Source organism: Gardnerella sp. DNF00354 (genome assembly GCF_049262755.1).
Taxonomy (GTDB): Bacteria; Actinomycetota; Actinomycetes; order Actinomycetales; family Bifidobacteriaceae; genus Bifidobacterium; species Bifidobacterium vaginale.
The window spans coordinates 1,121,254-1,147,363 of sequence record NZ_CP058402.1 but is presented as its reverse complement, the minus strand read 5'-3'; the positions used below and the strand labels follow the sequence as shown (position 1 = coordinate 1,147,363).

The 26,110-nt window shown below is 42.0% G+C and carries 21 protein-coding genes; all 21 read right to left on the bottom strand.

Going from position 1 to position 26,110, the window contains the following annotated elements:
- Nucleotides 1-9: 9 nt before the first annotated feature.
- Nucleotides 10-294, bottom strand: coding sequence for a DNA-directed RNA polymerase subunit omega (gene rpoZ, locus HXT24_RS04560; protein WP_004111763.1), 285 nt, complete (start codon nucleotides 292-294; stop codon nucleotides 10-12).
- 109 nt (nucleotides 295-403) lie between these two features.
- On the bottom strand, nucleotides 404-1,021 hold the full coding sequence (gene gmk / locus HXT24_RS04555; protein ID WP_004111764.1) for a guanylate kinase: 618 nt from the start codon (nucleotides 1,019-1,021) through the stop codon (nucleotides 404-406).
- A 22-nt stretch (nucleotides 1,022-1,043) separates the two neighbouring features.
- Nucleotides 1,044-1,943 carry an orotidine-5'-phosphate decarboxylase gene (pyrF, locus tag HXT24_RS04550; protein WP_004115188.1) on the bottom strand — a complete coding sequence of 300 codons (900 nt, stop codon included), beginning with the start codon at nucleotides 1,941-1,943 and terminating at the stop codon, nucleotides 1,044-1,046.
- A 3-nt stretch (nucleotides 1,944-1,946) separates the two neighbouring features.
- Nucleotides 1,947-5,342 (bottom strand): carbamoyl-phosphate synthase large subunit, encoded by a 3,396-nt coding sequence (carB, locus tag HXT24_RS04545; protein WP_065189662.1) that lies wholly within the window; start codon nucleotides 5,340-5,342, stop codon nucleotides 1,947-1,949.
- A 29-nt stretch (nucleotides 5,343-5,371) separates the two neighbouring features.
- A complete protein-coding gene (gene carA / locus HXT24_RS04540; protein WP_014554606.1) occupies nucleotides 5,372-6,586 on the bottom strand; it encodes a glutamine-hydrolyzing carbamoyl-phosphate synthase small subunit in 1,215 nt (404 codons plus the stop codon).
- 176 nt (nucleotides 6,587-6,762) lie between these two features.
- Nucleotides 6,763-7,293 carry a transcription antitermination factor NusB gene (gene nusB / locus HXT24_RS04535; protein WP_004111768.1) on the bottom strand — a complete coding sequence of 177 codons (531 nt, stop codon included), beginning with the start codon at nucleotides 7,291-7,293 and terminating at the stop codon, nucleotides 6,763-6,765.
- Between the two features lie 163 nt (nucleotides 7,294-7,456).
- Entirely contained in the window at nucleotides 7,457-8,020 is a 564-nt protein-coding gene (gene efp, locus HXT24_RS04530; protein WP_004115197.1) for an elongation factor P, read from the bottom strand.
- Between the two features lie 135 nt (nucleotides 8,021-8,155).
- A complete protein-coding gene (locus HXT24_RS04525) occupies nucleotides 8,156-9,100 on the bottom strand; it encodes a hypothetical protein (RefSeq protein WP_422119244.1) in 945 nt (314 codons plus the stop codon).
- Between the two features lie 127 nt (nucleotides 9,101-9,227).
- Nucleotides 9,228-9,920 carry an orotate phosphoribosyltransferase gene (gene pyrE / locus HXT24_RS04520; RefSeq protein ID WP_004115202.1) on the bottom strand — a complete coding sequence of 231 codons (693 nt, stop codon included), beginning with the start codon at nucleotides 9,918-9,920 and terminating at the stop codon, nucleotides 9,228-9,230.
- A 62-nt stretch (nucleotides 9,921-9,982) separates the two neighbouring features.
- Entirely contained in the window at nucleotides 9,983-10,978 is a 996-nt protein-coding gene (locus HXT24_RS04515) for a dihydroorotate dehydrogenase (RefSeq protein ID WP_174191084.1), read from the bottom strand.
- 6 nt (nucleotides 10,979-10,984) lie between these two features.
- Nucleotides 10,985-11,893 carry a dihydroorotate dehydrogenase electron transfer subunit gene (locus tag HXT24_RS04510; protein WP_415685416.1) on the bottom strand — a complete coding sequence of 303 codons (909 nt, stop codon included), beginning with the start codon at nucleotides 11,891-11,893 and terminating at the stop codon, nucleotides 10,985-10,987.
- 188 nt (nucleotides 11,894-12,081) lie between these two features.
- Nucleotides 12,082-13,116 (bottom strand): orotidine-5'-phosphate decarboxylase, encoded by a 1,035-nt coding sequence (gene pyrF, locus HXT24_RS04505; RefSeq protein ID WP_410312537.1) that lies wholly within the window; start codon nucleotides 13,114-13,116, stop codon nucleotides 12,082-12,084.
- 84 nt (nucleotides 13,117-13,200) lie between these two features.
- Entirely contained in the window at nucleotides 13,201-14,613 is a 1,413-nt protein-coding gene (locus tag HXT24_RS04500) for a dihydroorotase (protein WP_422119243.1), read from the bottom strand.
- An 87-nt stretch (nucleotides 14,614-14,700) separates the two neighbouring features.
- Nucleotides 14,701-15,930, bottom strand: coding sequence for an aspartate carbamoyltransferase (gene pyrB / locus HXT24_RS04495; protein ID WP_116692111.1), 1,230 nt, complete (start codon nucleotides 15,928-15,930; stop codon nucleotides 14,701-14,703).
- A 111-nt stretch (nucleotides 15,931-16,041) separates the two neighbouring features.
- On the bottom strand, nucleotides 16,042-19,314 hold the full coding sequence (locus HXT24_RS04490; protein WP_422119606.1) for a bifunctional [glutamine synthetase] adenylyltransferase/[glutamine synthetase]-adenylyl-L-tyrosine phosphorylase: 3,273 nt from the start codon (nucleotides 19,312-19,314) through the stop codon (nucleotides 16,042-16,044).
- Between the two features lie 49 nt (nucleotides 19,315-19,363).
- Entirely contained in the window at nucleotides 19,364-20,218 is an 855-nt protein-coding gene (gene metF / locus HXT24_RS04485) for a methylenetetrahydrofolate reductase [NAD(P)H] (protein ID WP_004111779.1), read from the bottom strand.
- Complete coding sequence (metE, locus tag HXT24_RS04480; protein ID WP_422119242.1) at nucleotides 20,215-22,560, bottom strand: 5-methyltetrahydropteroyltriglutamate--homocysteine S-methyltransferase; 2,346 nt, start codon at nucleotides 22,558-22,560, stop codon at nucleotides 20,215-20,217. Before metE ends, metF begins: the two co-directional genes overlap by 4 nt.
- A 176-nt stretch (nucleotides 22,561-22,736) precedes the next feature.
- The gene (locus HXT24_RS04475; RefSeq protein ID WP_004117220.1) at nucleotides 22,737-23,294 is read right to left on the bottom strand and encodes a SixA phosphatase family protein; all 558 of its coding nucleotides are present in this window, start codon (nucleotides 23,292-23,294) and stop codon (nucleotides 22,737-22,739) included.
- Between the two features lie 21 nt (nucleotides 23,295-23,315).
- Nucleotides 23,316-24,416: a tRNA (adenine-N1)-methyltransferase gene (locus tag HXT24_RS04470; protein WP_004111782.1), complete on the bottom strand. Its 1,101-nt coding sequence runs from the start codon at nucleotides 24,414-24,416 to the stop codon at nucleotides 23,316-23,318.
- 36 nt (nucleotides 24,417-24,452) lie between these two features.
- Entirely contained in the window at nucleotides 24,453-25,517 is a 1,065-nt protein-coding gene (gene tsaD / locus HXT24_RS04465) for a tRNA (adenosine(37)-N6)-threonylcarbamoyltransferase complex transferase subunit TsaD (protein WP_013399577.1), read from the bottom strand.
- A complete protein-coding gene (gene rimI, locus HXT24_RS04460) occupies nucleotides 25,498-26,100 on the bottom strand; it encodes a ribosomal protein S18-alanine N-acetyltransferase (RefSeq protein WP_422119241.1) in 603 nt (200 codons plus the stop codon). Before rimI ends, tsaD begins: the two co-directional genes overlap by 20 nt.
- Nucleotides 26,101-26,110 lie beyond the last annotated feature (10 nt).

Sequence of the window (26,110 nt, the reverse complement as noted above, 5' to 3'; positions counted from 1 at the left end):
AAAGAAAACTTAATTTCCCTCATTCATATCATCTTCACCAAGATTCTCCACCAGCAAACCTTTATTAATTTCTCGGAATGCTATAGAAAGAGGCTTCTCTTGGTTTCTATAATCAACAAGAGGACCGACGTTCTGCAACAATCCTTCGTTGAGCTGAGTGAAATAAGAATTAATCTGCCGTGCTCGTTTTGCGGCAAACAAGGCAAGCGCATACTTGGAATCCGCATGCTGCATCAAATCATCAATAGGCGGATTTGCAAGTCCCGTAGGTGTTGGCTTAGTGCCCAATGCCATAATGTTCTCCATATTCTATGGTGCCACAATAGTTTCCAAGTAGACTATTGTAAGCTATTGCAAGGATATTTAGGAATTACTCATTTAGATTAATCTAAATTAATTTAAATTAATCTAAATCGTATTCTTTAGCTATTATCTTCCAAAGTTCATCTGCAGCGCGCTGAGCATCGTCATTAACAATCACAAAATCAAACTCGCTAGACGCAGCCATTTCTACTTTAGCGGTTTGCAAACGCTTAGCCTGCTGCTCAGGAGTTTCAGTACCTCTACCAATAAGTCTACGCTTAAGCTCCTCAAAGCTAGGAGGGGCAATAAATACGTATACGACTTCTAAACCTAATCTAGAAGCTTCCTGCTTAACTCTCCTAGCTCCCTGAAGATCAATTTCTAAAAGAGTTGGAACGTTTTGAGCAAGATGATCTAAAACAGGCTGAATTAAAGTGCCATAATGTGCCATTCCATGAACAAGAGCAGTCTCCAGAAACTCTCCGTTCCTCTTCCTGCGCTCAAACTCTTCTTCATCAATGAACCAATAATGAATTCCATTAAACTCATCATAACGAGGTTTTCTGGTAGTCGCAGAAACAGAAAGCCAAATATTAGGATGTTTTTCGCGCAATACTCCCTCAACAGTGCCCTTACCAGCTGCAGTAGGACCAGTAAGAACAATCAAACGCCTTTTAGTAGCGACTGGCATACTCTGTGTATCGTTTAAACTAACCATATTTGACTCTCTTAGATAATTTTTATGAATCCATTAAAGCTTGACGAATATCCCAAGCTATTCGTTCAGTTGCAGTAGATAATGCACCAATATCTGGACCATGGGAAGCAATAGACCTAGAAACTGTTACTAAAACATTTCCATGCGTACCAGCAAAAACCGTTTTCAAATCGTTAGCTTCCGCTCCCTGCCAACCGTAACCTGGAGAAAGAATAGGACCAGTAAAACTCGTTAAATCGATTCCACCGCCATTCATCCAATCTCCAATAGTGGCTCCAACAATTAAACCAACCGAACCCATGCCCTTTGTATTGTTGTTAAAAATTTGCGCAGTTTGAGCAATACCATGAGCAACAGTTGTGCCGCGGTAGGAACCAGTCTGACGAATAGCAGTTTGCAAGCTAGCGCCTTCGCGATTAGACGTTAGCGAAGCAATGAACACTCCCTTGCCATTATTAAGAGCCTCATTAATCAACCCACCCATTGACCTAGCTCCGTAATACGGAAGAAGTGTAATAGCATCAGTAAGAAGAGGCGCATCTGGCTTAAAGTATGCGTCAGCAAGCGCAGAGATTGTTGTAGACAATCCACCATGACCGCAATCAACAATAGTAATTACGTCCATTTGTCTTGCAGCATACAGCACTCGTTCGAGCGCCGCGAACCCCTTAGACCCGTAACGCTCGAACATGCTCGACTGGAATTTTACGGCAGCAGCTCTGCCGTTCATGGCCTGAAGCATACGCATGGAGAACAATTCTGCTCCTTGAGCATCCATCTTGTATCCCCAATTAAGCAGCATCTTGCGGTGCGGATCTATGCCAACGCATAATGGACCGTATTTTGCCATAGCGTTTTTTAGACGCAATCCAAAATCGGATCTTTGCGCCTGCAATTCCTGCTCTCGTATGCTTTCGGTCATGTATTAAGCCCGACTTTCTTCGTTTTCTGCCTTTTCGATTGCAAACAGTTGCTTGGCATGCTCCTGGATGCTCATCACCTGGTAATCGTTGTTCTTAACAGCTTCTATAGCCATAAGAACTGGTGCAAACTCCGTAATTGTAGTGAATTGCGGAAGGTCTGCTGCAACAGCAGCTGCACGAATAGCATAACCATCCGTACGTGACCCTCTGGAATTCGGCGTGTTCAACACCATATCAATCTTACCATTCTCAATCAGCTCAACCACGTTTTTGCCGATTCTTTCATGCGAAGGCTCAGCATTTCGCACATCCTTCGCCGTGTCGCCAAGGCTAGAAAGCTTATCAACAATAACGGAATCAATGCCGTAGCGTCTAAGAACAGATGCTGTACCTTCGGTGGCCCAAATAGTAAATCCAAGCTCTACTAGGCGCACTGCAAGTAGCGGCAATTGCCTTTTATCTGCATCACTTACAGACACAAACACATTGCCGCTTGTAGGCAAACCGCCCTTGTACGCTGCAAGCTGGCTCTTAGCAAAAGCATGTGGGAAGTCGCGGTCAAAGCCCATAACTTCTCCAGTAGAGCGCATCTCTGGTCCGAGCAAAATATCGACTGTGCGACCAACAGGCGTGCGGAAACGTTTGAAAGGTAAGACGGAAGCTTTAATAGCAACTTGCTGGCCTGGGTGAATATCTCCACCATCTCCCTTAGGAAGAAGAAGACCGCGCTTTCGCTGCTGTGCGATTGTTTCTCCAGACATAATTCGAGCAGCAGCTTTAGCAAGAGCAACTCCCGTAGCTTTAGACGCAAACGGAACAGTACGAGATGCTCGAGGATTCGCCTCAATTACGTACAAGGTGTTTGCCATAAAAGCGTATTGCACATTAATAAGACCACGAACTGAGCACCCGCGAGCAATCGAAAGCGTGCCCTCGCGAAGTCTACGAATTTGATCGTCGGAAAGCGTGCTTGGAGGAAGAGTACAAGCAGCGTCACCAGAGTGTACGCCAGCTTCCTCAACATGCTCCATAATTCCGCCAATATAAAGCTCGTTGCCGTCGTAAAGTGCGTCAACATCAATCTCAATAGCGTCCTGAAGGAACTTATCAATCAAAAGCGGCGAAGGCAAACGACCAGAAACAACAGTGTCTGCTTGAGCTTCCTGTAAAGCACGATCCACATATTTTGCAAGCTGAGCATCATCGTACACGATTTCCATTCCTCGACCGCCAAGCACATAACTTGGTCGCACAAGAACAGGGTAACCAATTGCGTGTGCAGCATCCTTAGCCTCTTCAAGACTTAATGCAGTGCCGTAGCGCGGAGCATTCATGCCTTCTTGACGAAGAACCTCACCGAAAAGCTCACGATTTTCTGCCAAATCAATAGCCTCAGGCGTAGTGCCCAAAATTGGAACTCCTGCAGCTTTAAGGCGCGCTGCAAGCGAAAGTGGCGTCTGACCACCGAGTTGCACAATAACACCTTTAACTGGACCAAGCTTCTTTTCTGCTTGATAAATTTCGAGCACGTCTTCAAAAGTAAGCGGCTCAAAGTAAAGGCGATCCGACATATCGTAGTCTGTAGAAACTGTTTCAGGATTGCAATTGACCATGATTGTGTCGTAATCCTTACCCAGCTCTTGCACAGCATGAACGCAAGTGTAGTCAAACTCAATACCCTGACCTATTCTGTTTGGACCAGAGCCAAGAATGATTACAGCTTCACGATCGCGTGGCTTAAGCTCGCTTTCGTCAGCGTAGCAAGAATAGTAGTAAGGTGTTACAGCGTCAAACTCGGCAGCGCAAGTGTCAACCGTTTTGTAAACAGGATGCAATCCATACGCCCAACGCAGCTCACGAACCATGTTTTCGCCTTCGTCGCCAAGATTACGCAAATGCGCAATTTGAACATCCGAAAGACCAGCAAGCTTAGCATTCTTTAACACTTTTGGCGTCAAATTTTCTGCTTCACGAACCTCTAAAGCTGTTTTATTGATTAACGAAAGCTGCTCAACAAACCATGGGTCTATCTTTGTTGCGTCAAAAATCTGCTCAGGCGTAGCCCCACCCCAGAGCGCGCGCTGAATTTGCAAGTAGCGGTGCTCGGTTGGAGTATGAATTTCTTCAAGAAGCTTAGCAACTTCTTCTTTACTTGGGCGCTCGCCGTCCCAATTAAAGCAAGCGTGACGTTTATCGATTGATCGCATTGCTTTTCCAAGAGATTCCTGGAAATTTCCAGCCAAAGCCATTGCTTCGCCGACTGACTTCATAGAAGTTGTAAGCGTAGTGTCTGCTCCAGGGAACTTTTCAAAAGCAAAGCGCGGAATCTTAGTTACCACATAGTCAATCGTTGGCTCAAAGCTTGCAGGAGTTGAACGCGTAATATCGTTTTGAATTTCGTCCAAAGTGTATCCGAGGGCAAGTTTTGTAGCGATTTTTGCAATCGGGAAACCAGTTGCTTTAGATGCTAGCGCAGAAGAACGCGAAACTCGCGGATTCATTTCGATTACGATAATGCGACCAGTTCGAGGATTGATTGCAAACTGAATATTGCATCCGCCAGTGTCAACGCCAACACCTCGAATAATCGCGATGCCAATATCGCGCATCTTTTGATACTCGCGATCTGTTAGCGTAAAGCATGGAGCAACTGTAATCGAGTCGCCTGTGTGAACGCCTACAGGATCAACATTTTCGATTGGGCACACAACAACAACATTGTCTTTGGAATCTCGCATAAGCTCAAGCTCAAATTCCTTCCAACCTTCAATGCCTTCTTCAATAAGCACTTCGTTTGTTGGAGAATAGTGAATGCCTGCTCCTGCAATGCGGTGTAATTCTTCCTGATTGTGAGCAATTCCAGAGCCTAAACCTCCCATTGTGAAGCTTGGACGCACAACAACTGGGTACCCTAGTGTTTCAACAATTTTGTCTACTTCTTCAATTGAGTGAGCAATAAAGGATTTTGCGCTTTCTGCCCCAGCTTTTTCAACAACTTTTTTGAAAAGCTCACGGTCTTCTCCGCGGTCGATTGCCTCAAGAGATGCACCAATAAGCTCTACATTATACTTTTCTAAGATTCCTGCACGACCCAAGTCCATTGCGGCATTAAGAGCAGTTTGACCACCTAATGTTGGAAGAAGCGCATCTGGCTTCTCTTTAGCAATAATGCGCTCCAAAATTGCCGTGTCTATTGGCTCAATATATGTTGCGTCTGCAAGCTCTGGGTCCGTCATAATAGTAGCAGGATTAGAGTTTACAAGAATTACGCGGATTCCTTCTTCGTGAAGGACTCGGCAAGCTTGCGTTCCAGAGTAGTCGAATTCTGCAGCCTGACCAATTACGATTGGACCAGAACCAATAACCATTACGGATTTAATATCAGCACGTTTTGGCATTATAAATTCCTTTTATCCCTTTATACCTACTATTTTTCGCTTTTATTCTTGTGATTTTGCATAAGTTCTACAAAGCGGTTAAACAAGTACGATGCATCATGAGGTCCTGCGGCTGCTTCTGGATGATATTGCACAGAAAAAGCTGGAATATCAAGGCATTGCAAGCCTTCTACAACATTGTCGTTAAGATCTACATGAGACACTATTACGCGACCAAAATGGCCATTTTCGTAAGGCGATTGGATAGTCTCACCAATAGGAGCGTCTACAGCAAATCCGTGATTATGAGCCGTAACTTCCACTTTTCCAGTAGTCACGTCTTTTACAGGCTGATTTATGCCACGATGACCAAACTTAAGCTTGTACGTTCCAAACCCAAGCGCGCGACCTAAAAGCTGGTTTCCAAAGCATATTCCAAAGAATGGGTATCCTGCGTCTAACACGTTACGCAATAATTCCACTTCTCGATTTGCTTGAGCAGGATCACCTGGTCCATTCGAGAAGAACACGCCATCTGCGTTAAGTGCTTGAAGTGACTCAAAGCTTATTGAGGAGCTTACAACGTGTACACGGCATCCGCGCTGTGCCAAACGATGTGGAGTCATGGCTTTTATACCAAAGTCTACAGCTACAACAGTGTAAAGAGGCTCCTTGCCTTCGTAATCTCCACAAGGCTCAATCGTATAAGCTTCTTGCGTGCTAACTTCGTCAGTTAGTCGCAAGCCTTGCATTTGAGGAGTTTGTTTAATCTCATTCACAAAAGACGCAACTGTGCGAATTGCTCCAGTAGATTTGTCTATCAGTGCTTCATTAGAAAAAATGCCGGCACGCATAACGCCAACTGAGCGTAAATGTCGTACCAGCATTCTCGTATCAATACCACTGATTCCTACTATTCCTTGTTTTTCTAAATCATCTTCCAAGGAACCAGTGGATCTCCAATTGCTAACAATAGGGCTTGGAGCTTTTACCACGTATCCTGCAACCCATATTTTTGAAGATTCTGGGTCTTCATTGTTAATTCCCGTATTTCCTATGTGTGGGAACGTTTGAACAACTATTTGTTGATCATAACTTGGATCAGTAAGCGTTTCTTGGTAACCAGTCATTCCTGTAGAGAACACGATTTCAGCGCGCGTAGAACCTTTTGCGCCAAATGGTTTACCAACGTAAACTTGTCCGTCTTCCAATACTAATACTGCATCATCAGTGCCGAATCCGGCGAAGGTGTCGTTATAGCCCACCTTAACCCCCTTATGGCTTTAGGTTATTCGTGGCAAGTCTACTCAGATTGGCGGACGGCGACGCGCCGATAATAGCTATCAACAATTTCTTAATGCAAATTATTATTACGAATTCATAATAAAAAAAAAATCCGCTTAACGCTACTGCACTAAACGGATTATACGCAATTTTAAATTCACTCAACAGAATCAGTATTAAATTCATTAGAAGATTGTTCAACATCTGAAGAATCAGCTGCTTCAGTTTCATTAACTTCTCCAGCAGTATCTTCCGCAGATGCCTCACCATTAAACTTTGCTAAGCAAGCTTCTTTGTCTGCCATAATCGCGCTTAACAAGCCATGAATAAACGCAATAGCATCATCATCACTATACATTTTTGCGAGAGAAATAGCCTCATCGATAGCTACCTTATCTGGCACTTCGTCGTTTAAGAGAATCTCCCATACGGCTATTCGCAAAATATTACGATCAATCACAGCCATTCTTCCGACTTTCCAGCCAGTAGAATAACGATTCAATGTCTTATCAATCCTATTTCTACGTTCACCAACTCCTCGAATAATATCAACAGCATAATCTGGAAGAGGAGTTTGCGCACCTGGCTCCTTCAAACGTTCTTCAAGCAAAGAAAGAATATTTTGATTCTTTTCATCTGCTTCATACAGCGTATTCAAAGCCCTTTTGCGAGCGGTGGAACGTGCCATAGTATCGTCTTTCTATCAAACTACATAGTCTTATAGATCATTAAAGTCTACAAGAATTAAACTTACATCAATATATATCAAATATTGCACAAAATAGCTATTGCAAAATAAAACGACTCAGCAACAAGAATCGCCGCCGAGTCGCTTTATACAAAAAATTTAATTAGTTTTCACGACCAAGGTAAGATCCGTCACGAGTGTCAACCTTCACCTTTTCGCCTTCGCCAACAAATAGTGGAACCTGAATCTCAGCACCAGTTTCAACAGTTGCAGGCTTTGTGCCAGCGTTAGAACGGTTACCTTGCAAACCAGGTTCAGTGTGAGTGATGGTCAAAATTACAGAAGCTGGAAGTTCAACGCTCAAAGGAGTGCCGTCATGGAAACTTACAATGCAATCAGTGCCTTCAAGCAAATACTTGCTTTGTTCACCAACTAAGTCCTTAGGAATATAAACCTGATCATAAGTGTTCATATCCATAAAGACGAAGTTATCGCCATCTTCATAAGAGTACTGCAACGTGCGATTATCAACGGTCTCGAACTCCATTTTCATGCCGGCGTTAAAAGTCTTGTCGACAATCTTGCCCGAGAGCACGTTCTTAATGGTGGTACGCACAAAAGCAGGACCTTTACCTGGCTTAACATGCTGGAACTTGATGACGGTCCAAAGCTGACCTTCAAGGTTCAAAACCGATCCATTTTTAATATCATTGGTAGTCTGTGCCACGAGTTATCCGTTTCTTTCGTTAATTAAAGCTGCAATTTACGCAGCTAAGAAATAAACCTTGCCTATTATGCCACAAAGCGTCAACTAATTAAAATAACAACTAAAATAACAACACGCATTTAACGCGATTATTCGTCACTCTTGATCGTTTTGTTCCGACGACTCTGAGTTTTGACTACGACCCATTGGGATATAGCCACCTTGATCATCCTGAGGATGTGGAGCATCAAAAGGATACCCATTGCCATCTCTACTTAAAAATCTATCGCTCACTTTTTTAATTCTATCTTCATACTGGCTTATAACAGCTTTTATTTTTTGATAAGACTGTCTTAACTCTTGATAATTATTGCTGCTTTTAGCAAGAGCATTACCAGCATCATTAATAGCATTTTCTAGACTTTTAGAAGCAATAGCTACAATAGGCAAATCCTTCGCTTTTTCTACAAGCTCTTTAGCTTTTTTAACAAGATTTAACAATTGATCACCAAAAGCAGTTCTGCTTGTTTTTAAAAGATTATCAGAAGATTTTTTAAGCGAATCCGCATCTTTATTCAAAGTATCCAACTGGTTGGAAAGCTTATTTTCAACTGATGGGGAATCGTAAGAACTGTCTCCAACTGGACAATCTGAAATATCATTTTTCAAATCATCATTGGCATAATTTAAGGAAGATTGAAAATCGTCAACAGCATCCTTAACTGAATCAAAATCAGCATCAAAATCGGAAGATTTTATTTCAGAAGCATCATGCACGTTTTGGCTTGAAATGATTTTTTTAAGATTGGCTTTAGCTGAAAGAACTTGTGTACGCAACTGCACGCACTTTTTAGATGGCTCGCCCGCGTTTATATTACTCTTAGAACTATTCGCAAACAAAGACAACCATATTCCGATAACAATTGCCACTGCAGTAAGTGAAATAGATATAATCACTGCAATAGCTTTCTTATCGCTTAATAATGATCTGTTTGAATCATTACTAGACCGATCAAAAATGACATCTTGCTCATACTCAGGCGGATTATTAAATGAAGCTATATCATTCAAATCCTGATATTCGTTATTGTCCTCTTTCATAATCCGCCATTCCTGTTTAACAAACCTATGTATGAATAAAATAGCAAGAACACAACTCATACATGACTTATATAATTGCTTGATTATATAGGTCTATAATTGTATAAGTCTATATTGCACAGACAATTTACGCACCATATTCTCGCAAATAATTTTCAGCTCGAGCAGCTAAATTCTCATCCATAACAGCGCTTCCGTCATTATTAGTAAGTTTTTGTGCTGCAGCAAAAATTTCACGCACGTTAGCAATTGGCAACACTGGGAATCCAAACTCCTGCTCTACTGCTTTTACTGCAGAAAGCTCACTATCTTTCGTGCGTTCCATTCTGTCTACTGCCAAAATCAAGCCTACAACTTGCACATTTGCTTCCGCTTTAAGCTTTGGCAAAGTTTCGCGAACTGCGGTTCCAGCGGTCATCACGTCGTCAACTAACAGAACTTTCATGCCGTCTTTTAACGGTTTTCCAACCATAATTCCGCCGTCGCCATGGTCCTTTCGCTCTTTGCGATCGAAAGTAAAACCAACAGGCATATTGTGATTATTCGTCAAAGCCATTGCCGTAGAAACTGCAAGCGGAATGCCCTTATAAGCAGGACCAAAAACAGTATCAATATCTTGCGGAAGTTTGCCATCTTCAATTGCTGCAACAACGCGCTGAGCGTAATATGCTCCTAAGCTCGCGATTTTCATTCCGTCGTCAAAAGCTCCAGCGTTAATAAAATAAGGTGATTGACGACCAGATTTTAGCGTAAAGTCACCAAATTTAAGTGCGCCTGAATCAAGCAAAAACTTTGTAAAACGTTCGTCTAATTCTGCCATAATTAGCTCTCTTTCTTAAAATAATTTTGAATACTTTCCAAATACTTTCTAAATACTTAATTTCAGCGCCAAGTCTTTCCTTCAGCAAGTAAAGACGCAAGCTTTGGACGCGAATCGAGCAAATCGTCAAGCTCGCGAGCAATGCGAATAGGAGCAGTAGGATCCACCAAAGCAGCAGCACCAACTTCTACAGCATTCGCGCCAGCATACAAGTATTCCAAAGCTTTTTCGCCAGAATCAATGCCACCAATGCCAATAATTGGAATATCTGGCATAGCTTGGCGAACTCTCCACACAAACCCAAGTCCAATTGGGAAAATAGCAGGACCGGAAACACCGCCAGTACGGTTTGCAATAATCGGCTCGCCTGTCCGAATATCAATTCGCAAACCAACAAGCGTATTAATCATGCTTAAAGCATCCGCTCCAGCATCAACTGCAGCTTTGCAAATCGAGACTATATCAGTAACGTTTGGAGTCATTTTTACAATCATTGGTTTATCTGTCATTGCGCGAAGTCGCTTAATTAAGCGGTGCAATGCCACTGGATCCGTGCCAACGCTCATTCCGCCGTGAGTCACGTTTGGGCAACTTACGTTAATTTCAAGCATGTCTGCAGAAGAATCTGCAAGCTTTTCAACAACTTGAGCATAATCGTCATCACTGTGGCCAGCAACATTTGTGATTACAAGCGCTCCAAGCTTTTTTAACTTTGGAAGCTCGTCTACTAAATAGTGGTCAACTCCAGGATTTTGCAAACCAACAGCATTCACCATTCCAGAAGGCGATTCTGCAGTGCGCGGAGCAGGATTTCCTTGCCAAGGAACAGGTGAAACACCTTTTGTGCAAATTGCACCAAGCTGACTCACGTCGTAAAAGTGAGCGCAAGCCGCAAGCTGAAACGTGCCAGACGCTGTTCCAACCATGTTTTTCCATTCAACACCAGCAACTTTAGTTGAGTGCTTCCAAACGTGGCTTGTGTCAAATCCAAGAGTTGATGCATTATTTTGCGCGCTATTTTGCGTATTTTCCAAAGCTTTATTCATTTCGTTACTCATATCTTTTTACTCCCAGCCTAATCTTTCGCTGTCAAACACTGGACCCTCGTTACAAACTTTAAGTCTGCCTTCTAAAGTATCTACAACGCAAGCAACACAAGTTCCATATCCGCATCCCATTCTTGCTTCTAGGCTTAATTGACATTTAACATTACGCTCATGCGCCCAATGAGCTACAGCCTTCATCATTGGCATAGGGCCGCAAGAAAGAACAACAATAGGCAAATCGCCATTAAAATCAAAATGATTTTCTTGCTCGAGTTCATTAAGCAAAGTAATAACAGTTCCTTGCGCGTTGCTAATGCTATAAACATTATCAACGTATTCTTTCATAAATGAGTCAGCAAAATGATTATCGCGATATCCAAGAACCGCAGTCACTTTGCAATTCTTGTTTTTTGCAATCGCCTGTGCAGCACAGATCAAAGGAGGAACACCCAATCCCCCGCTTACAAGAACATAGTGCGCTGGCTTAGAAATATCAAAGCCTAGTCCTAATGGTCCTAAAGCGTCAACGGTATCTCCTGCTTTAAGCTGCGCAAACTCGGCAGTGCCCTTACCAATCACAGCAAAAATAAGAGTAAAAGTATCTCCATCAACGCTTGCAACACCAAATGGTCGAGGAAGCATAGTTGTAGAATCTGGAGAATATAAATTAACAAATTGCGCAGGAGTGGCAGTTTTAGCAATAGCATCATCGCGCAAAACTAAGCGATACACACCTTCATCAAGCTTTTGATTATCAAGAACTTCTATAGCACGGCGACCTAAAAGACGAGTGTATTTTAAATCATCAGCGTGCAAACTTTTTGCACTAAAAGAATCTGCGCCCGAAGAATCATAAGCGTCTTCACGTAACGTAAATATGGCGTTTCTCAAAGATTTTCGAGTTTGAATAAACATGCCATCACTCATCTAGTTTTACCCTACCTTATGTAGTCATATCGTTGCGTAATTTAGTTATCTTTAGCTATTTTTAGTTTTAGTTATATTTAGTTATACATGCATAATTGTTTTTACACGCGCATATTCACAATTTTGACACAATGACTTTGAAACATTTCCGAATTGTGATTCGCTTTGCATTAACACTAACACACGATTTATTTATATACTGCTTGTCTTAAATCATCCCTCATGTTTAAAGCAGATTTGCGAGCAGAATCAGATACAATCTCAAGAATATTATTAAGAGAAAGAGAAGACTTGTTTTTAACATAATCTTGCGATTTTCGCCAAGAACCGATAATTCCGCGAGAAGAATTCACTATTGCACCTCGACCATTTTCATCAAACATTCCAGAAACATCTTGTGCCGTTCCACCTTGTGCGCCATAACCTGGAACAAGGAAGAAAGTGTGCGGCATAATCTCGCGCAAACGCTTACCTTCTTCTGGATGAGTTGCTCCCACTACTGCTCCTACTCGCGAATACCCTCTAGTCCCAATATTTGATTCACCCCATTTTTCTATCAAACCTGCCATATGCTCATAAACTGGTTTGCCATCTTCAACAACAAGTTCTTGAAGCTCTTTGCTAGAAGGATTAGATGTGCGTAGAAGAACAAAAATATTTTTATTACGCGCTACTGCCTCATCTATAAATGGCTTAACACCATCTGAACCCATATACGGGTTTACAGTAAGCGAATCCTCGTGCCACACATCTTTTGTACTAGCGCTTTTAAGAAGATTAACTAAAGATTCGTTAAAATCGTAAGAATCATCTTTAAAATACGAATCAAGATCAGCAAATCCTCGCAAATGTGCTGCATACTGAGCTGCCGTAGAACCAATATCGCCTCGTTTTGCGTCACCAATAACAAATAACCCACGTGATTTTGCATAATCACAAGTCATAGCATAAGTGTCTATTCCAGCTGAACCAAGCGCCTCATACATTGCAATTTGCGGCTTAACAGCTGGAACAATGTCATAAATCGCATCAATAATCGCACGATTAAACTCAAAGTACGATGCAGCAAGCAAGGTTGGCAAAGCTTCTTCGCTTTCTACTTCTTGCAAAACTTCATCAGATAATCCACTTAAAATTTGCGCAGGCAAAATCCCAGGCTTTGGATCTAATCCAACAACAGTAGGGTTTTGCTTCGCTGCTATTTCTTCTATCAGTTCGTCCATATTGTTCCTCTACTAGCCGCAAACTATTTTTTAGTTTTTAGTATTTGTCTTTACTTATAAAACACGACTTATAAAATACACAAATTACATACGAGAAAAGGCGATTTCTGAGCCAACAATAGTAGCCACTGGTCTCCCCTGTAACTGCCATCCTTCAAATGGAGTATTACGAGCCTTTGAATGGAATGAATTCGCATCAACGCTCCATTTTTCACGCATATTAATAAGCACTAAATCAATATTTTCTGGATGTTCAGTTTCACTTAATTTTAATGTTCGTCTCACGGCACAACGCGAAGACACGTTAAGCAAAGCTGCAACATCTGTAGGTCTTCTACTCATAAATTGCATAGGATTAATCGACATAAGTTCAATTAAGTGCTTATCATCCGTATATCCTGCGTCAACAAGAACTTTACGGCACACACCATAAGCACATTCCAAACCAATAATCCCATTTGGAGTATTAGCAAAATCGCCAGCTTTATCACCTGTTGCGTGAGGAGCATGATCTGTGGCAATCATATCTATAGTACCATCTGCAATAGCAGCAAGAGTTGCCTGTCGATCCGCTTTAGATCTTAGTGGTGGATTCATCTTTGCCATTGACCCATACTTAAGCACATCCTCATCGCAAAGAGCAACGTAATGTGGGGCTGTTTCGCAAGTAATCGGCAAACCTTCCTTCTTGGCTTTGCGAATAGCTTCAAAAGCGGCAGCCGTACTAACATGCTGGAAGTGCATATGAACACCTGTTTTGCGAACTGCTTCTATATCCCTATTAACAATCGCAAGCTCCGTAGACGCAGGAATTCCGCCAACGCCCAGAATTTTAGCAACTGGTCCTTCGTTGACCGAACCAGAATCATGGTGCTCACAATGCTCAAGAAGCGGCAATCCTGTTTCTTTCGCCATCTTAAGAACATCTAGCAAAATCGAATCTGTAACAGCAGAACCATCATCACTTATGGCAGTAATTGGATGCTTTTTCATAGGCGAAGTTTTTTGATTATCATCAACACCATGAACATATTTTTTCCAAAGTTCAATATTGCTTGGTTTTAACCCTTGCCTACTTATTGAAGCACAAACACTTAAATCGTAGTGGACTGGCAATTTTACGCCATAAATACACCCGTATCTTTGCAAAAAATCTATAACGTTTTCTACATCAAAAGGAGCATCATTCCAAGGCTCACCGTCAACAGCTGGAATTGTGTTTGGCATAATCAACACATTCGTATATCCTCCAGCAGCCGCAGCATTGCCACCAGTCATCATTGTTTCTTTATCAGTTTGACCAGGATCCCTAAAATGCACGTGTGGGTCTGCAAAACCAGGAGCAACAATCCAATCGCTTGCATCAATTTCCCCGTAAATTCGGGCATTTTGCTCAATTAAAGCGTCTTGTCTAACGCCATCTACAACCAAATCGATTCGCTCGCCAGTATCCCAAACGGCAATATTTCGCAAGGTTAACATGCGTGAGTCGTTCATATTGCTCCTAGTTTTGCTTATTTCTATTTTTTATTCAGTTTTATTTTTAATTTTGAATTATATTATTTACGTATATTCTACTTGGATTCACTGCAATTCTTCATCACAATACAAGCAATGATACTCATGTCTATCTGACTCAGCTTTATAGAATCTACGCTTAAGAGTCAACTCACTATTTGTTATGCAACGAGAGTTAGGACATATAAGATTTTCTGGAGCATTCTCGTCAGATATGTGAACGCGAGGATTAGCCAACGAAATTCCATGAGCATCGTAAGCTTCCAACTCATCTTTAGGAACATTGACAAAATCAGTCGGTTCATATCCTGGAAGATCATCTCCAAGAACAGAGCTTTCTAATGCCATTCGCATAAGCATGCCATTCTTAACCTGTTCAAAATATGCCGCACGAGAATCGTCATCAACATCAACAGCAATTTCGTTAATTCTAGGAAGTGGATGAAGCACTGGCATATAAGATTTTGCTTTTTGCAATTTTTCTTCTGTCAAAATGTAAGTGTCGCGAAGTCGCAAGTATTGCTCGCGATCTGTAAAACGCTCTTCTTGCACGCGAGTCATGTAAAGAACGTCTAGACTTCCAATAACTTCCATCAAATTGCGCGTTTCTTCGTAAGAGCACGAAGGTGTATCATTAATGCGGTCGATTACGTACTGAGGAGTTTTAAGCTCATCTGGGCTAATTAGCACAAAGTGAACGTTTCCAAAGCGGCATAAAGTTTCAATAAGCGAGTGAACAGTGCGGCCGTATGTTAAATCTCCACATAAACCAACTGTTAAATTATTCAGCCTGCCAAATCGTGCAAGAATTGTAGCTAAATCTGCAAGAGTTTGAGTAGGGTGCATATGACCACCATCTCCTGCGTTAACAACAGGAACACTTCCTGCATGCGACGCCACAAATGCAGCACCTTCTTTAGGATGACGCATAGCTACAACATCTACATAATTTGACACCACTTTTAAAGTGTCGCTAACCGTTTCGCCTTTGCTTGCACTAGAAAGCTGAGCGCCTGCAAAACCAATCACCTTTCCACCTAAGCGAAGCATTGCTGTTTCAAAGCTTAGTCGCGTTCTCGTGCTCGGCTCATAAAAAAGAGTGGCCAACACTCTGCCATCGCAAGTGTGGGCCACTTCTTTTCTGTGCTCGTCAATATATCGGGCTTTGTCTAAAAGCATTCGTATTTGCGCAGTGGAAATATCGTCTAAAGTAACAACGCTTTTGTTTGCTAACGATTGAGCAATTGCGCAACGAGAAAAAACTTGATTAGAAGAATCAGAAAATACATTCGTCATAATAGAACCGCTTACCTTTCGCTAGTTGGCAAACGACCGCGACCACACGCGACCTTGTAGATTGTACACGATTTGTCAGACTTAGCGACACAATAAAAATGTTTCTAAATATTAGCGACAGTAGAAAATACGAGACATGACTTCGCGGCATTGACGCATAACAGCCATTAAATCGTTTTCAAAAACGCGACCCTGGTTTGGATCGTACCCAAGATAAGTGGCGATTCCACCCAAAGAATAAGAGTCTGTTGGGATAACATCCGCGCGCTCCAAGGAACCAGACCACAAGAAGTTCGCATTTCGCACTGCAGAACACATATGCCAGCATTTTTCTAGCACATTTGCGTCTTCATCTTCAATCAAATTCAATTCTTTAAGCGCTTTCAACGCTTGCATTGTGCCAACTACGCGCAAAGACTCGTGTTTCCCAGCATATTGCAATTGCAAAAGCTGAACAGTCCACTCAACATCGCTTAAACCACCGCGACCAAGCTTCAAATGTCTGTCTCTACTAACGCCTCTTGGTAAGCGTTCTGCTTCCATACGCGCTTTAAGCTTACGAATTTCCGCCAATTGAGATTCGCTAAGAGGATCTGGTGAATATCGCAAGTCGTTTACTACTCCGCTTAACAAATCATCTGCCAAATCTTTCGACCCTGCAGCAAAACGTGCGCGCAAAAGTGCTTGATTTTCCCACGTACTAGCCCACTTTTGGTAATAATGCTCACACGATTCTAGAGAACGCACAAGCGGACCATCTTTACCTTCTGGTCGCAAATCTAAATCGACCATGATTTTTGGTTCTAAAGTAAGAGGACCTTGCAGAATATTGCGCAATATGTCTACAGTAGTCTGCGCGAAACGGTGAGCAAGATCAGATACGGAATCATATTCAATCTTGCAATCATCATCATTCGCCGTCGGCTTATAAACAACCATCATATCCGCATCCGAGCAGAAGTTAACTTCCCTTCCGCCATAACGTCCTAGTGCAATAATGGCAATCGAAGCTTTGCTCTCATCTAAGCCCATTTTTAAAGACGCATCTTTCATAGACCATTGCAGAGCAGCATCAAGTACAGCATCAAACACATCACTCATCGCTTGCATCGAAGTATCATCGTCGATAATCCCGCACATCCAAGCAAGAGCTACTCGCTCAATTTCTTGCCTTCTTAAAGCGCGCAAAAATTGTGCAAAATCCGCAATACTGCTTGAATATCTTGCCACCATTGCTCGCGTTTGCATATCTAGACTTTCTCTGCCTCTAGGTGTAAGAGCCGAATCGTCTCCAAGCCAAGTTATTGACTGTATAGACTTCATCATTGCATCGCCTAAATAACGCGAATCAGACAAAACATGACAAAGCCTGCGAGCCGCACTAGGAGAATCACGCAAAAACCCTAAATACGTGTTTTTTCCACCAAAACGCTCGGAAAGTCTCCTGAAAACAAGCAAACCCATGTCGGGATTTTGCCCTTCTCCAAGCCATTTCAACACTGCTGGGAGCAAAATTCTGTGGATTTTAGCAGCACGTGAAAGTCCATCAGTAAGCGCTTCAACATGCATTTGTGCAGCTTTTGCATCAGCAAAACCGATTGATGCAAAGCGAGCGCGAGCAGCTTCTGCAGACAACACAATAGGATCCGCATCCGTTTGCGCATTGATTGGCAGCATTGGACGGTAGTAAATATCTTTATGCAAGTGCCTAATTTCTCGGCGCGCTTTGTCGAATCGTGCAACAAGCTCTTCTGGCTTAAGTCTAACAGTTCTAGCAAGACGCCTGATTTGTTCGTTATTGTTAAGCTCTTCCGCACTAATGCTTCTAGCGCGATCTAATCCACCATTTCCTTGGGCACCTAAATCTGGGAATAAATGAGTGCGTTGCATACTCCACATTTGCTGGCGATGTTCAAGAACACGCTCAAAACGGTAGTGTTCTGCCAAAATTGCAGCTTGCGACCTAGAAACGTATCCTCCAGCAGATAGTGCGTTAAGCGCGCCTAGAGTATCTCTAACTCGCAAAGACTTATCTTCACTTCCGTGCACAAGCTGCAGCATTTGAACTGTAAACTCAACATCTCGCAATCCTCCGCGCCCAAGCTTCATGTCTAAATCTCGCTGAGACACAGGGATCAAAGACTCTACTCGCTGTCGCATATGTTGGCAATCTGCAACAAAGTGTTCTCTACCAGACGCTTTCCAAATAAGCGAATCTGCCATTTGTCTATAATCTTTACCAAGCTGCGCATCTCCTGCAGCTGGCCTCGACTTCAGTAATGCTTGAAACTCCCAGCTACTTGCCCACTTTTCGTAGTATTCGCGATGTGATTCCAATCTCCTAACAAGAGGTCCATCTTTGCCTTCTGGTCTTAGCGCTGTATCAATTTGCCATAATGGTGGCTCCGCACAACCCATAACAACCGATTGACACACTTTTTGCAAAACAAGTGCAATAGAAGACCCAACTCGCAAAGCTTCATCTTGTTTAACGCCATTAGTTGGTTCTACTACATATATTAAGTCAATGTCTGAAACGTAGTTTATTTCTTGCGCTCCCAATTTTCCCATTGCTATTATTGCAAACCTGCAGCAACAAGATCCAGAAATTTGCCCGCGCGCAATCGCAAGCGCAGCTTCAAGAGCCGCATCCGCGGCATCCGAAAGTTTACGACTTATGTCTGGCTGTAATTCTACAGGGTCTGCGCTCGCCAAATCATATGCCATAATTGCGGCAATATGCTGACGATATCTCGCTCTAAGCACACAAACAGCTTGTGCAAAAGGCATAGAACTTATTGGAACAGTGCACGAATTGCAATTCTTTGCGTCATCTTTTTCTTCGTTTACTACTGTTGCACTATAAGATTGAATAGCTTGAAGTAAATCCGAAACACGTTCTTCTAAAGTCATGTGTAGTAAGTGATTTGGGTCATTTGCTGCAGCGTTTATTAAATCGGTGTGCGTTCTCATTAGCATCGCAAATGATTTAGATGCTCCAAGAACTTGCATTAAAGACGCAAGTGGGCTTGTTATTAATGAATTATTCGAGTTCTCCGCAATATTTTCAACAGTTTTTTTCTGAGATTGATATATATCTTTAAACGCTAAAATTGCGTAATCTGGATCTTCTACTCTATTTATGCTTTCTAAGATTTTGAGCACATTAATTGAGTTATTCTCACAATTTTTGCAAATATCTTCTATGGTTTTACGAGCAGATTCTGGACGAGCAAATCCAGCTTTAACTAGAGTTCTGTATGATAAGTCAGTTTCTTTAGCAAAACTTAAATTAAAATCCGCATGCTGTTTTAAATCAGTGCCTAAATTATGATCTAGATCGCTATTACTGCTTTTTTGACTGCTCATAACGCCACTGTACATTGTGGTGCAGTACAACATGATCCTTGCACTGCACCACAAATCTACAAATTTACACTATCTTAGTAAAAAGTGGCTTAACGTTTGACCAAATGCTTCTGGTAACGCCAGGACGATTCATTGTGTACAAGTGTATTCCATCTACGCCTTCCGCAACTAAATCGTTAATCTGTTGAGACGCAAATATGCTTCCAGCGTCTTGCAAGACTTCTGGGTTACTTCCCCATCGCTCAATCATTGCTAAAACTGGCTCACTTATTTTAGAAGAGCACATTTTTGTCATTCGCTTAACTTGATTAGCGTTTACAACAGGCATAACTCCAGCTTCAATTGGAACGTTAATGCCAGCTTTTCTAGCTAAATCCCTAAAGTGCAAAAAGTCATCATTATTGTAAAAAAGTTGCGAAATCAAGTGAGTTACTCCAGCATCAACTTTTCGCTTTAGATTATCGATGTCTTCTTGCAAAGTAGCAGCTTCTGGATGTTTTTCTGGGTAGCATGCACCCAAAATAGGCAAATCTGGGCGCTTTGAGTGAATATATGATACTAAATCGCTTGCGTGATTAAATACTCCAGCAGCATTCTGATTTTCAATAACGTCTCCGCGCAAAGCTAAAACGCCACTAACGCCTGCTTTATCAAACATATCTAGAGCTTCGTCAACATCGTCATAATCCAAGTATCTTGCTGTTAAGTGAGCAACAGTTTTAATGCCATACTCCGATCGAATAGTGTTGGCTATTCTAGCAGTAGCAGTTCGATCTGAAGATTTTCCAGTTCCATAAGTTACAGATATAAAATCTGGATCCAATCCCCTTAAGCCATCTAAAGTGTCGTAAATCGTACCTATTGGAGATGTTCTTTTAGGCGGAAACACCTCTAGCGAAAACTTTGGTTTGTACGTCATTTTAGACTACCGCCCAATTCGCTTCTAACTTTTTTAGCTGCCGAAACAAGATTTTGCAAGCTAACCCAAGTTTCTGCATTTCCGCGAGTTTTCAAGCCACAATCTGGATTAATCCACAGCTTGTCTGCTGGCATTTTGTTCAAAATCTCGTGAATCCTGTTAACAATCTCATCTTCGCTAGGAACGCGAGGAGAGTGAATGTCATAAACACCAGGGCCAGCTTCTGTTTCAAAGTTCGCGTTATGAATAGCGTCCAAAACAACTAGATCTCCGCGCGAAGCTTCAAACGATATCACGTCCGCATCCATTGCATCAATGTCTCGAATAATGTCGTTGAATTCCGAATAGCACATATGAGTGTGGATTTGCGTAGTAGCAGCTACAGCAGAGTGCACAAGACGGAAAGCTGCAATCGCCCAGTCCAAATACTTCTTATGCCAATCCGAACGTCTAAGCGGAAGCTTTTCTCGTAGCGCTGCCTCATCGATTTGAATTACGCGAATTCCAGCACGCTCCAAGTCCAAGACTTCATCTCGAATAGCAAGAGCAAGCTGCTGAGTTTGCTCTTCGTGCGTAATATCTTCGCGAGGCCAAGACCAGTTAAGAATCGTAACAGGCCCCGTTAGCATGCCTTTCATGACATGGTTTGTGCGGCTTTGAGCATACGCACTCCACTCTACTGTGATTGGCTGCGCTCTAGAAACGTCGCTCCAAACGATTGGAGGCTTTACGCATCGAGTTCCATAAGACTGCACCCAAGCGTTTTTTGTAAACTTAAATCCGTGCAAATGCTGGCCGAAATATTCAACCATGTCGTTTCGCTCAAATTCGCCATGCACAAGAACGTCTAAGCCAATGCGCTCTTGGTGTTCTATGCACTCGTCTATTTGCTTGGCAATAAACGCGTTGTATTCTTCTTTGCTAATTTCGCCTTTTCTATAAAGCGCTCGAATCGATCTTATTTCTTTTGTTTGAGGGAAGGATCCGATAGTTGTTGTAGGCAAATCAGGCAATCCTAATGCTTCTTTTTGTAATTTTTGACGCTCCGCGCGAGATGGCTTTCGCTCAAAATCTTCTGGCTTAAGACTTGCGATTCGCGCTTTAACATTTTCGTCTACTTTTACTCTAGACCCATCGAATAATGCCTGATTTTGCGCTAATTCCTCGCTATTTTTAAGCTCATCATCATTCAAAACGCAAAGCTTAGCGATTTCGCTTACTTCCTTCAACTTTTCTACAGCAAACGCAAAATGCTTTAATACTTCTTCGCCAAGCTCTTCTCCATCCGTACTAAATGGAACATGCAAAAGCGAGCATGCAGTGGAAACAGCTATGCGATTAGTAACATTTTTTTGCAAAGCATCTAGCAAGCCAAGGCTTTGCGCGTAATCATTTTTCCAAATGTTTCTGCCGTTTACAACTCCTGCAAAAATAGTTGTTTTCTCGTTTACTCCATATTTTTGCAAAGCTTCAAGGTTTTCTTCTTTGCCTTCTACAAAATCTAAGCCAATTGCATCAAATGCCAAATCGTTTAGTGTATTGTACGAGTCTAAAATATTGCCAAAATACGTGTTAAGCAAAATTTTAACGTTGTTTGCGTTTTCAGCATTCTCCGCACTTTCAAGTCTGCTTTGAAGAATCGGCTCATATAAATCGCTAAAGATCTTTAAATCGCCATCTTCTTTATCTAAGCACAAGTATGGTTCGTCGAATTGCAACCATTTTGCTCCAAGACTTGCAAATCGTTTTACAATACTGCAATACGCGTTTGCTAATGCTTCAATCGTCTCTTTGTTTGCTTCTAATTCTTGTGCTTGCGGGGTGCGCGCTAGTTTTAAGAAGGTGTATGGTCCAATCAACACTGGTTTTGTTTCAATTCCGAGTGCTTTTGCTTCCTTGAACTCGTCGAATGGTTTTGTGCCAGCTAAATGCAAATCTTGCGGATTTTCTACTTCTGGAACAATGTAGTGGTAGTTGGTTGTGAACCACTTTTTCATTGGAAGCGCTGTTACGTCTCCGCGTTCACCTTGATATCCGCGTGCGATTGCAAAAAGCGTATCTTCTGCATTTTCAAACTCTAGATTCTTGTACCGTTCTGGCACTGCACCAAGCAGGATTGCTGTGTCTAGCATTTGATCGTAATAGCTAAAATCATTACTTGGTATAAGTTCTATTCCAGATTCTGCTTGGATTTTCCAATGCTTTTTGCGCAAATCTTTTGCAACTTGTCTTACTTCTTCTAGAGTTGCGTCTTTTTTCCAATAGCGTTCAATAACTTTTTTAAGCTCGCGATTTGCGCCGATTCGTGGGAATCCCTGTACGGACGTAAGAACAGTATGCATATATCCTCCAAATAATTAACAACCTGATTCAGCCTAGCAAACATTTGGCTTAATGAGGTCATTAGCTATTTTGGGGTGTCGTTATAACCTAAACTTATATGCAGATTTATGCAGATGATTCGTGTGGATTTTATGCAAATTTTATAAGGATTTTATGCAAATTTATGCGTATTTTACTATTCAAAATCCTTTGGGGTTATAATTCCCAACGCTTTAGCTCCTCGCAAACCGCAGGATGCAAAAGGTACGTCGGATACTAAAACAATAATCGAAGCATTAGCTAATCCGAGTCGCATTGTTCCTAATATATCAGGATCTGAATCTGGAGAAGAGAGCCATTGCGCAGCCATCGACATTGTTGGCTCATGACCAATAATCATTGTTATTCTAGAATCGCTTCTAATCGCACAAAGCTCATCCATTACAGACTGCATTCCGCCATCATATAAGCTTTTTCTTGACGCTACTATTGGAGAATCTCCGAACTTTTTAAGCATTTTGTGCATCGTTTGTTCGGTGCGATTTGCGCTTGAACAAATAATGTAGTCTGGAACAAGCTTTAAAGATTGCAAGCCTTTTGCCATGATTTTTGCTTGTTTTAAACCTTTATCGCTAAGGTCCCTCCCCCAATCGTCTCCCATTGTTGGCGGCTGTGCTTTTGCGTGGCGCATTAGTAGCAGCACATATTTTGCGTGCTTTACTTTTTTAACGATTTTTTTGATTGACGCCGCCATTTTAATCTCCTCAGTCTTCAGTTAAGCCTTATCAGGCTTTGGATTTGAGTTAGGTAATTGTGCGATTTGCAAATCTAAATCTCTAAGGACTTTTCTAAGCTTTCTATCGGATATATCTCTAAGAGACAAGTCTTCTAACTGTTCTGCGCGCTCTTCGGGAGTTAAGTCATCAATATCGCTAACAGTATCTTTTGTAGCACGATCGCGCTTTTTTAACGCATTAAATCCTTGCGCCATTGCGCGCGAAATAACCAGAAAACCAGTATGACCTATCATTGCGTGATCTGGTCTAACTGCTAAATCTTGTGCTTTCCAAGTTCTTTCTAACGTTTCTTGAATCTCTGGCTCCGTCCAAACTCCCGAAGCTCGCAAACTTTGTGCCATTCTAGACATTTGCGTTGTGGTTGTTACGTACGCAACTAATACGCCGCCTGGAGCAATAACTCTATAAGCTTGTTCAAGCCTGTTCCAAGGGTCAAGCATATCTAGCATAATGCGATCAAAATAGCCTTCTGGAAGAGACTTTGCTACTGAGTCAAAATCTCCAGTTAAAAGATTCCACCATTCTGGTTTTTCGCCATAGTAAATTGTTGCGTTTAGTTGCGCGATTCTAGCAAAATCAGGCCTAAGCTCTATTGTTGTAAGCTCACCACTTTGACCAACAGCGTCTAAAAGACTTAAGCTCATTGCGCCAGAGCCTGCTCCCGACTCTAAAACGCGCATTCCAGAGCGAATATCTCCTAAAGAAATCACTTGTGCAATATCTTTTGGATACATGATTTGAGCGCCTCTTGGCATAGATAAAACGTAATCCGCCAATCGCGGACGCATAACTACATAATCCCATCCGCCTATTGCGCGTGCTGCCATCCATGGCTTGTTTGATTCTTTAGATGCGTCAAGTTGCTTATTACTACGCTCAAAATCACGTTTTGTGCTAACTGTTGTTACTACAACGCCTTGAGTTTTGCCAATAACATCGTCGTGCAAAATAATGCCGTGTTCGGTTTGTGTAACTCCGCCTTTAGTAAGCTGTGCTGTGATTCGCTTGCCTTTTCTATCGGTGAATTGGATTTTTTCACCAACTTGCAAAACTCCTCTACGTGCATAGCTTTCGTACACAAAACACCTCGCTTATCTTCAGAACAACTTTTACTATTATAAGCTAACGGTTGTAAGTGGCATTGCTGAATCGATTGCAAAATCTGGAGCAGACGGACGAACGCCTGCTTCCACCAAATTCACACCAAGCATTGCCACCATTGCTCCGTTATCAGTGCAAAGCTTAAGCTCTGGCAAACGAACTTCAATTCCATGCTCTTTGCCTTGCTCTAAAAGATGTTCTCTAAGTTGCGAGTTTGCAGAGAATCCGCCACCAATCAACAAAGTTTTTGAACCGTATTGCTCGCAGCCCATCATAGCTTTGCGAGAAAGAACATCCGCAACAGAGTTTGCTAAAGATGCGCAAACGTCGTCAACTGGTATTTCTAAGCCTTGTGCTTGGCGAGCTTCTACCCAGCGCGCAACAGCTGTTTTGACACCCGAAAAACTAAAGTCGTAAGGATGCTCTTTGCCAGAACGACCTTGCGTAAGTCCTTGCGGAACTTTTAACGTATTTGGATTTCCAAGACGCCCATGCCTATCAATATGCGGACCTCCTGGGTAAGGGAATCCAAGCAATCTAGCTACTTTATCAAAGCATTCGCCAGCTGCATCATCTAATGTTGTTCCAACAACATCTATACTGCGCGCAATGTTATTAACATGCAAAAGAGAAGTGTGACCTCCCGAAACTATAAGCGCTAGAACGTCTTTAGGCACATCGCCGAATTGCAATTGCGTTACTGCAATGTGTCCAATAACGTGGTTTATTCCATAAATCGGCTTTTTTGCTGCACTTGCTAGTGCTTTAGCGCCCGAAACACCAACAGCTAAGCATCCTGCTAATCCCGGACCTGCACTTACTGCTATAGCGTCAATATCGCTTAAATCCATATTTGCATCTGCTAATGCTTTTGAAACAACTGGCACGAATGCTTCTGCATGCGCGCGCGATGCGATTTCTGGTATAACACCGCCATATCGTGCGTGTTCTTGCATAGAGGACGCTACAACGTTAGAAACTAATGTTCTTCCTTTAACGATTGCGGCTGCTGTTTCATCGCAAGTTGATTCAATGCCTAAAACTATTGGCTCGCTTGTTTTATTCATTGTTTCGCTCATTATTATCCTCACTTTTAGCGCTGTTATAAGCTTCGCTAGATTCTTCTAAATTTTCTAAATCGTCTAAGTCGTCTATTTGTGCGCACATTGTATATGCGTCTATTCCTTCTGGCATATAGTATCTTTTTCTTAATCCCATTTTTGTAAAACCGAATTTTTCATACAGTTTTAATGCTGGATTATTGTTTACTTTAACCTCTAAAAGCATTCGTTTTGCGCCTATTGATTTTGCATTTTCAATCATAGTTTTTAGAAGATTGCTTGCAATTCCTCGCTTTTGACATTCTTTTGCAACGCCTATTGTCATTATTTGAGCGTCGTCGCCATCAAACCAAAATCCCGCATACCCAGCTACCGTATTTGTGTTTAGATCAACATCTGCATAATACGCGCGCATTGGTGCTTGTAACTCTTGCAAAATCATGTTCTTGTTCCAGCATCCTGGTCCAAACAAGTCTGCTTCGATTTTTGCAATTTGAGAAACTATTGCTTCATATTTTGCATAATCAATTTTCTCTATTGCACAGCTTTGACTATTTGATGCACAAGCTGGATATTTTGAGCGAGTTATGTCTACAATCATATGTGTACTT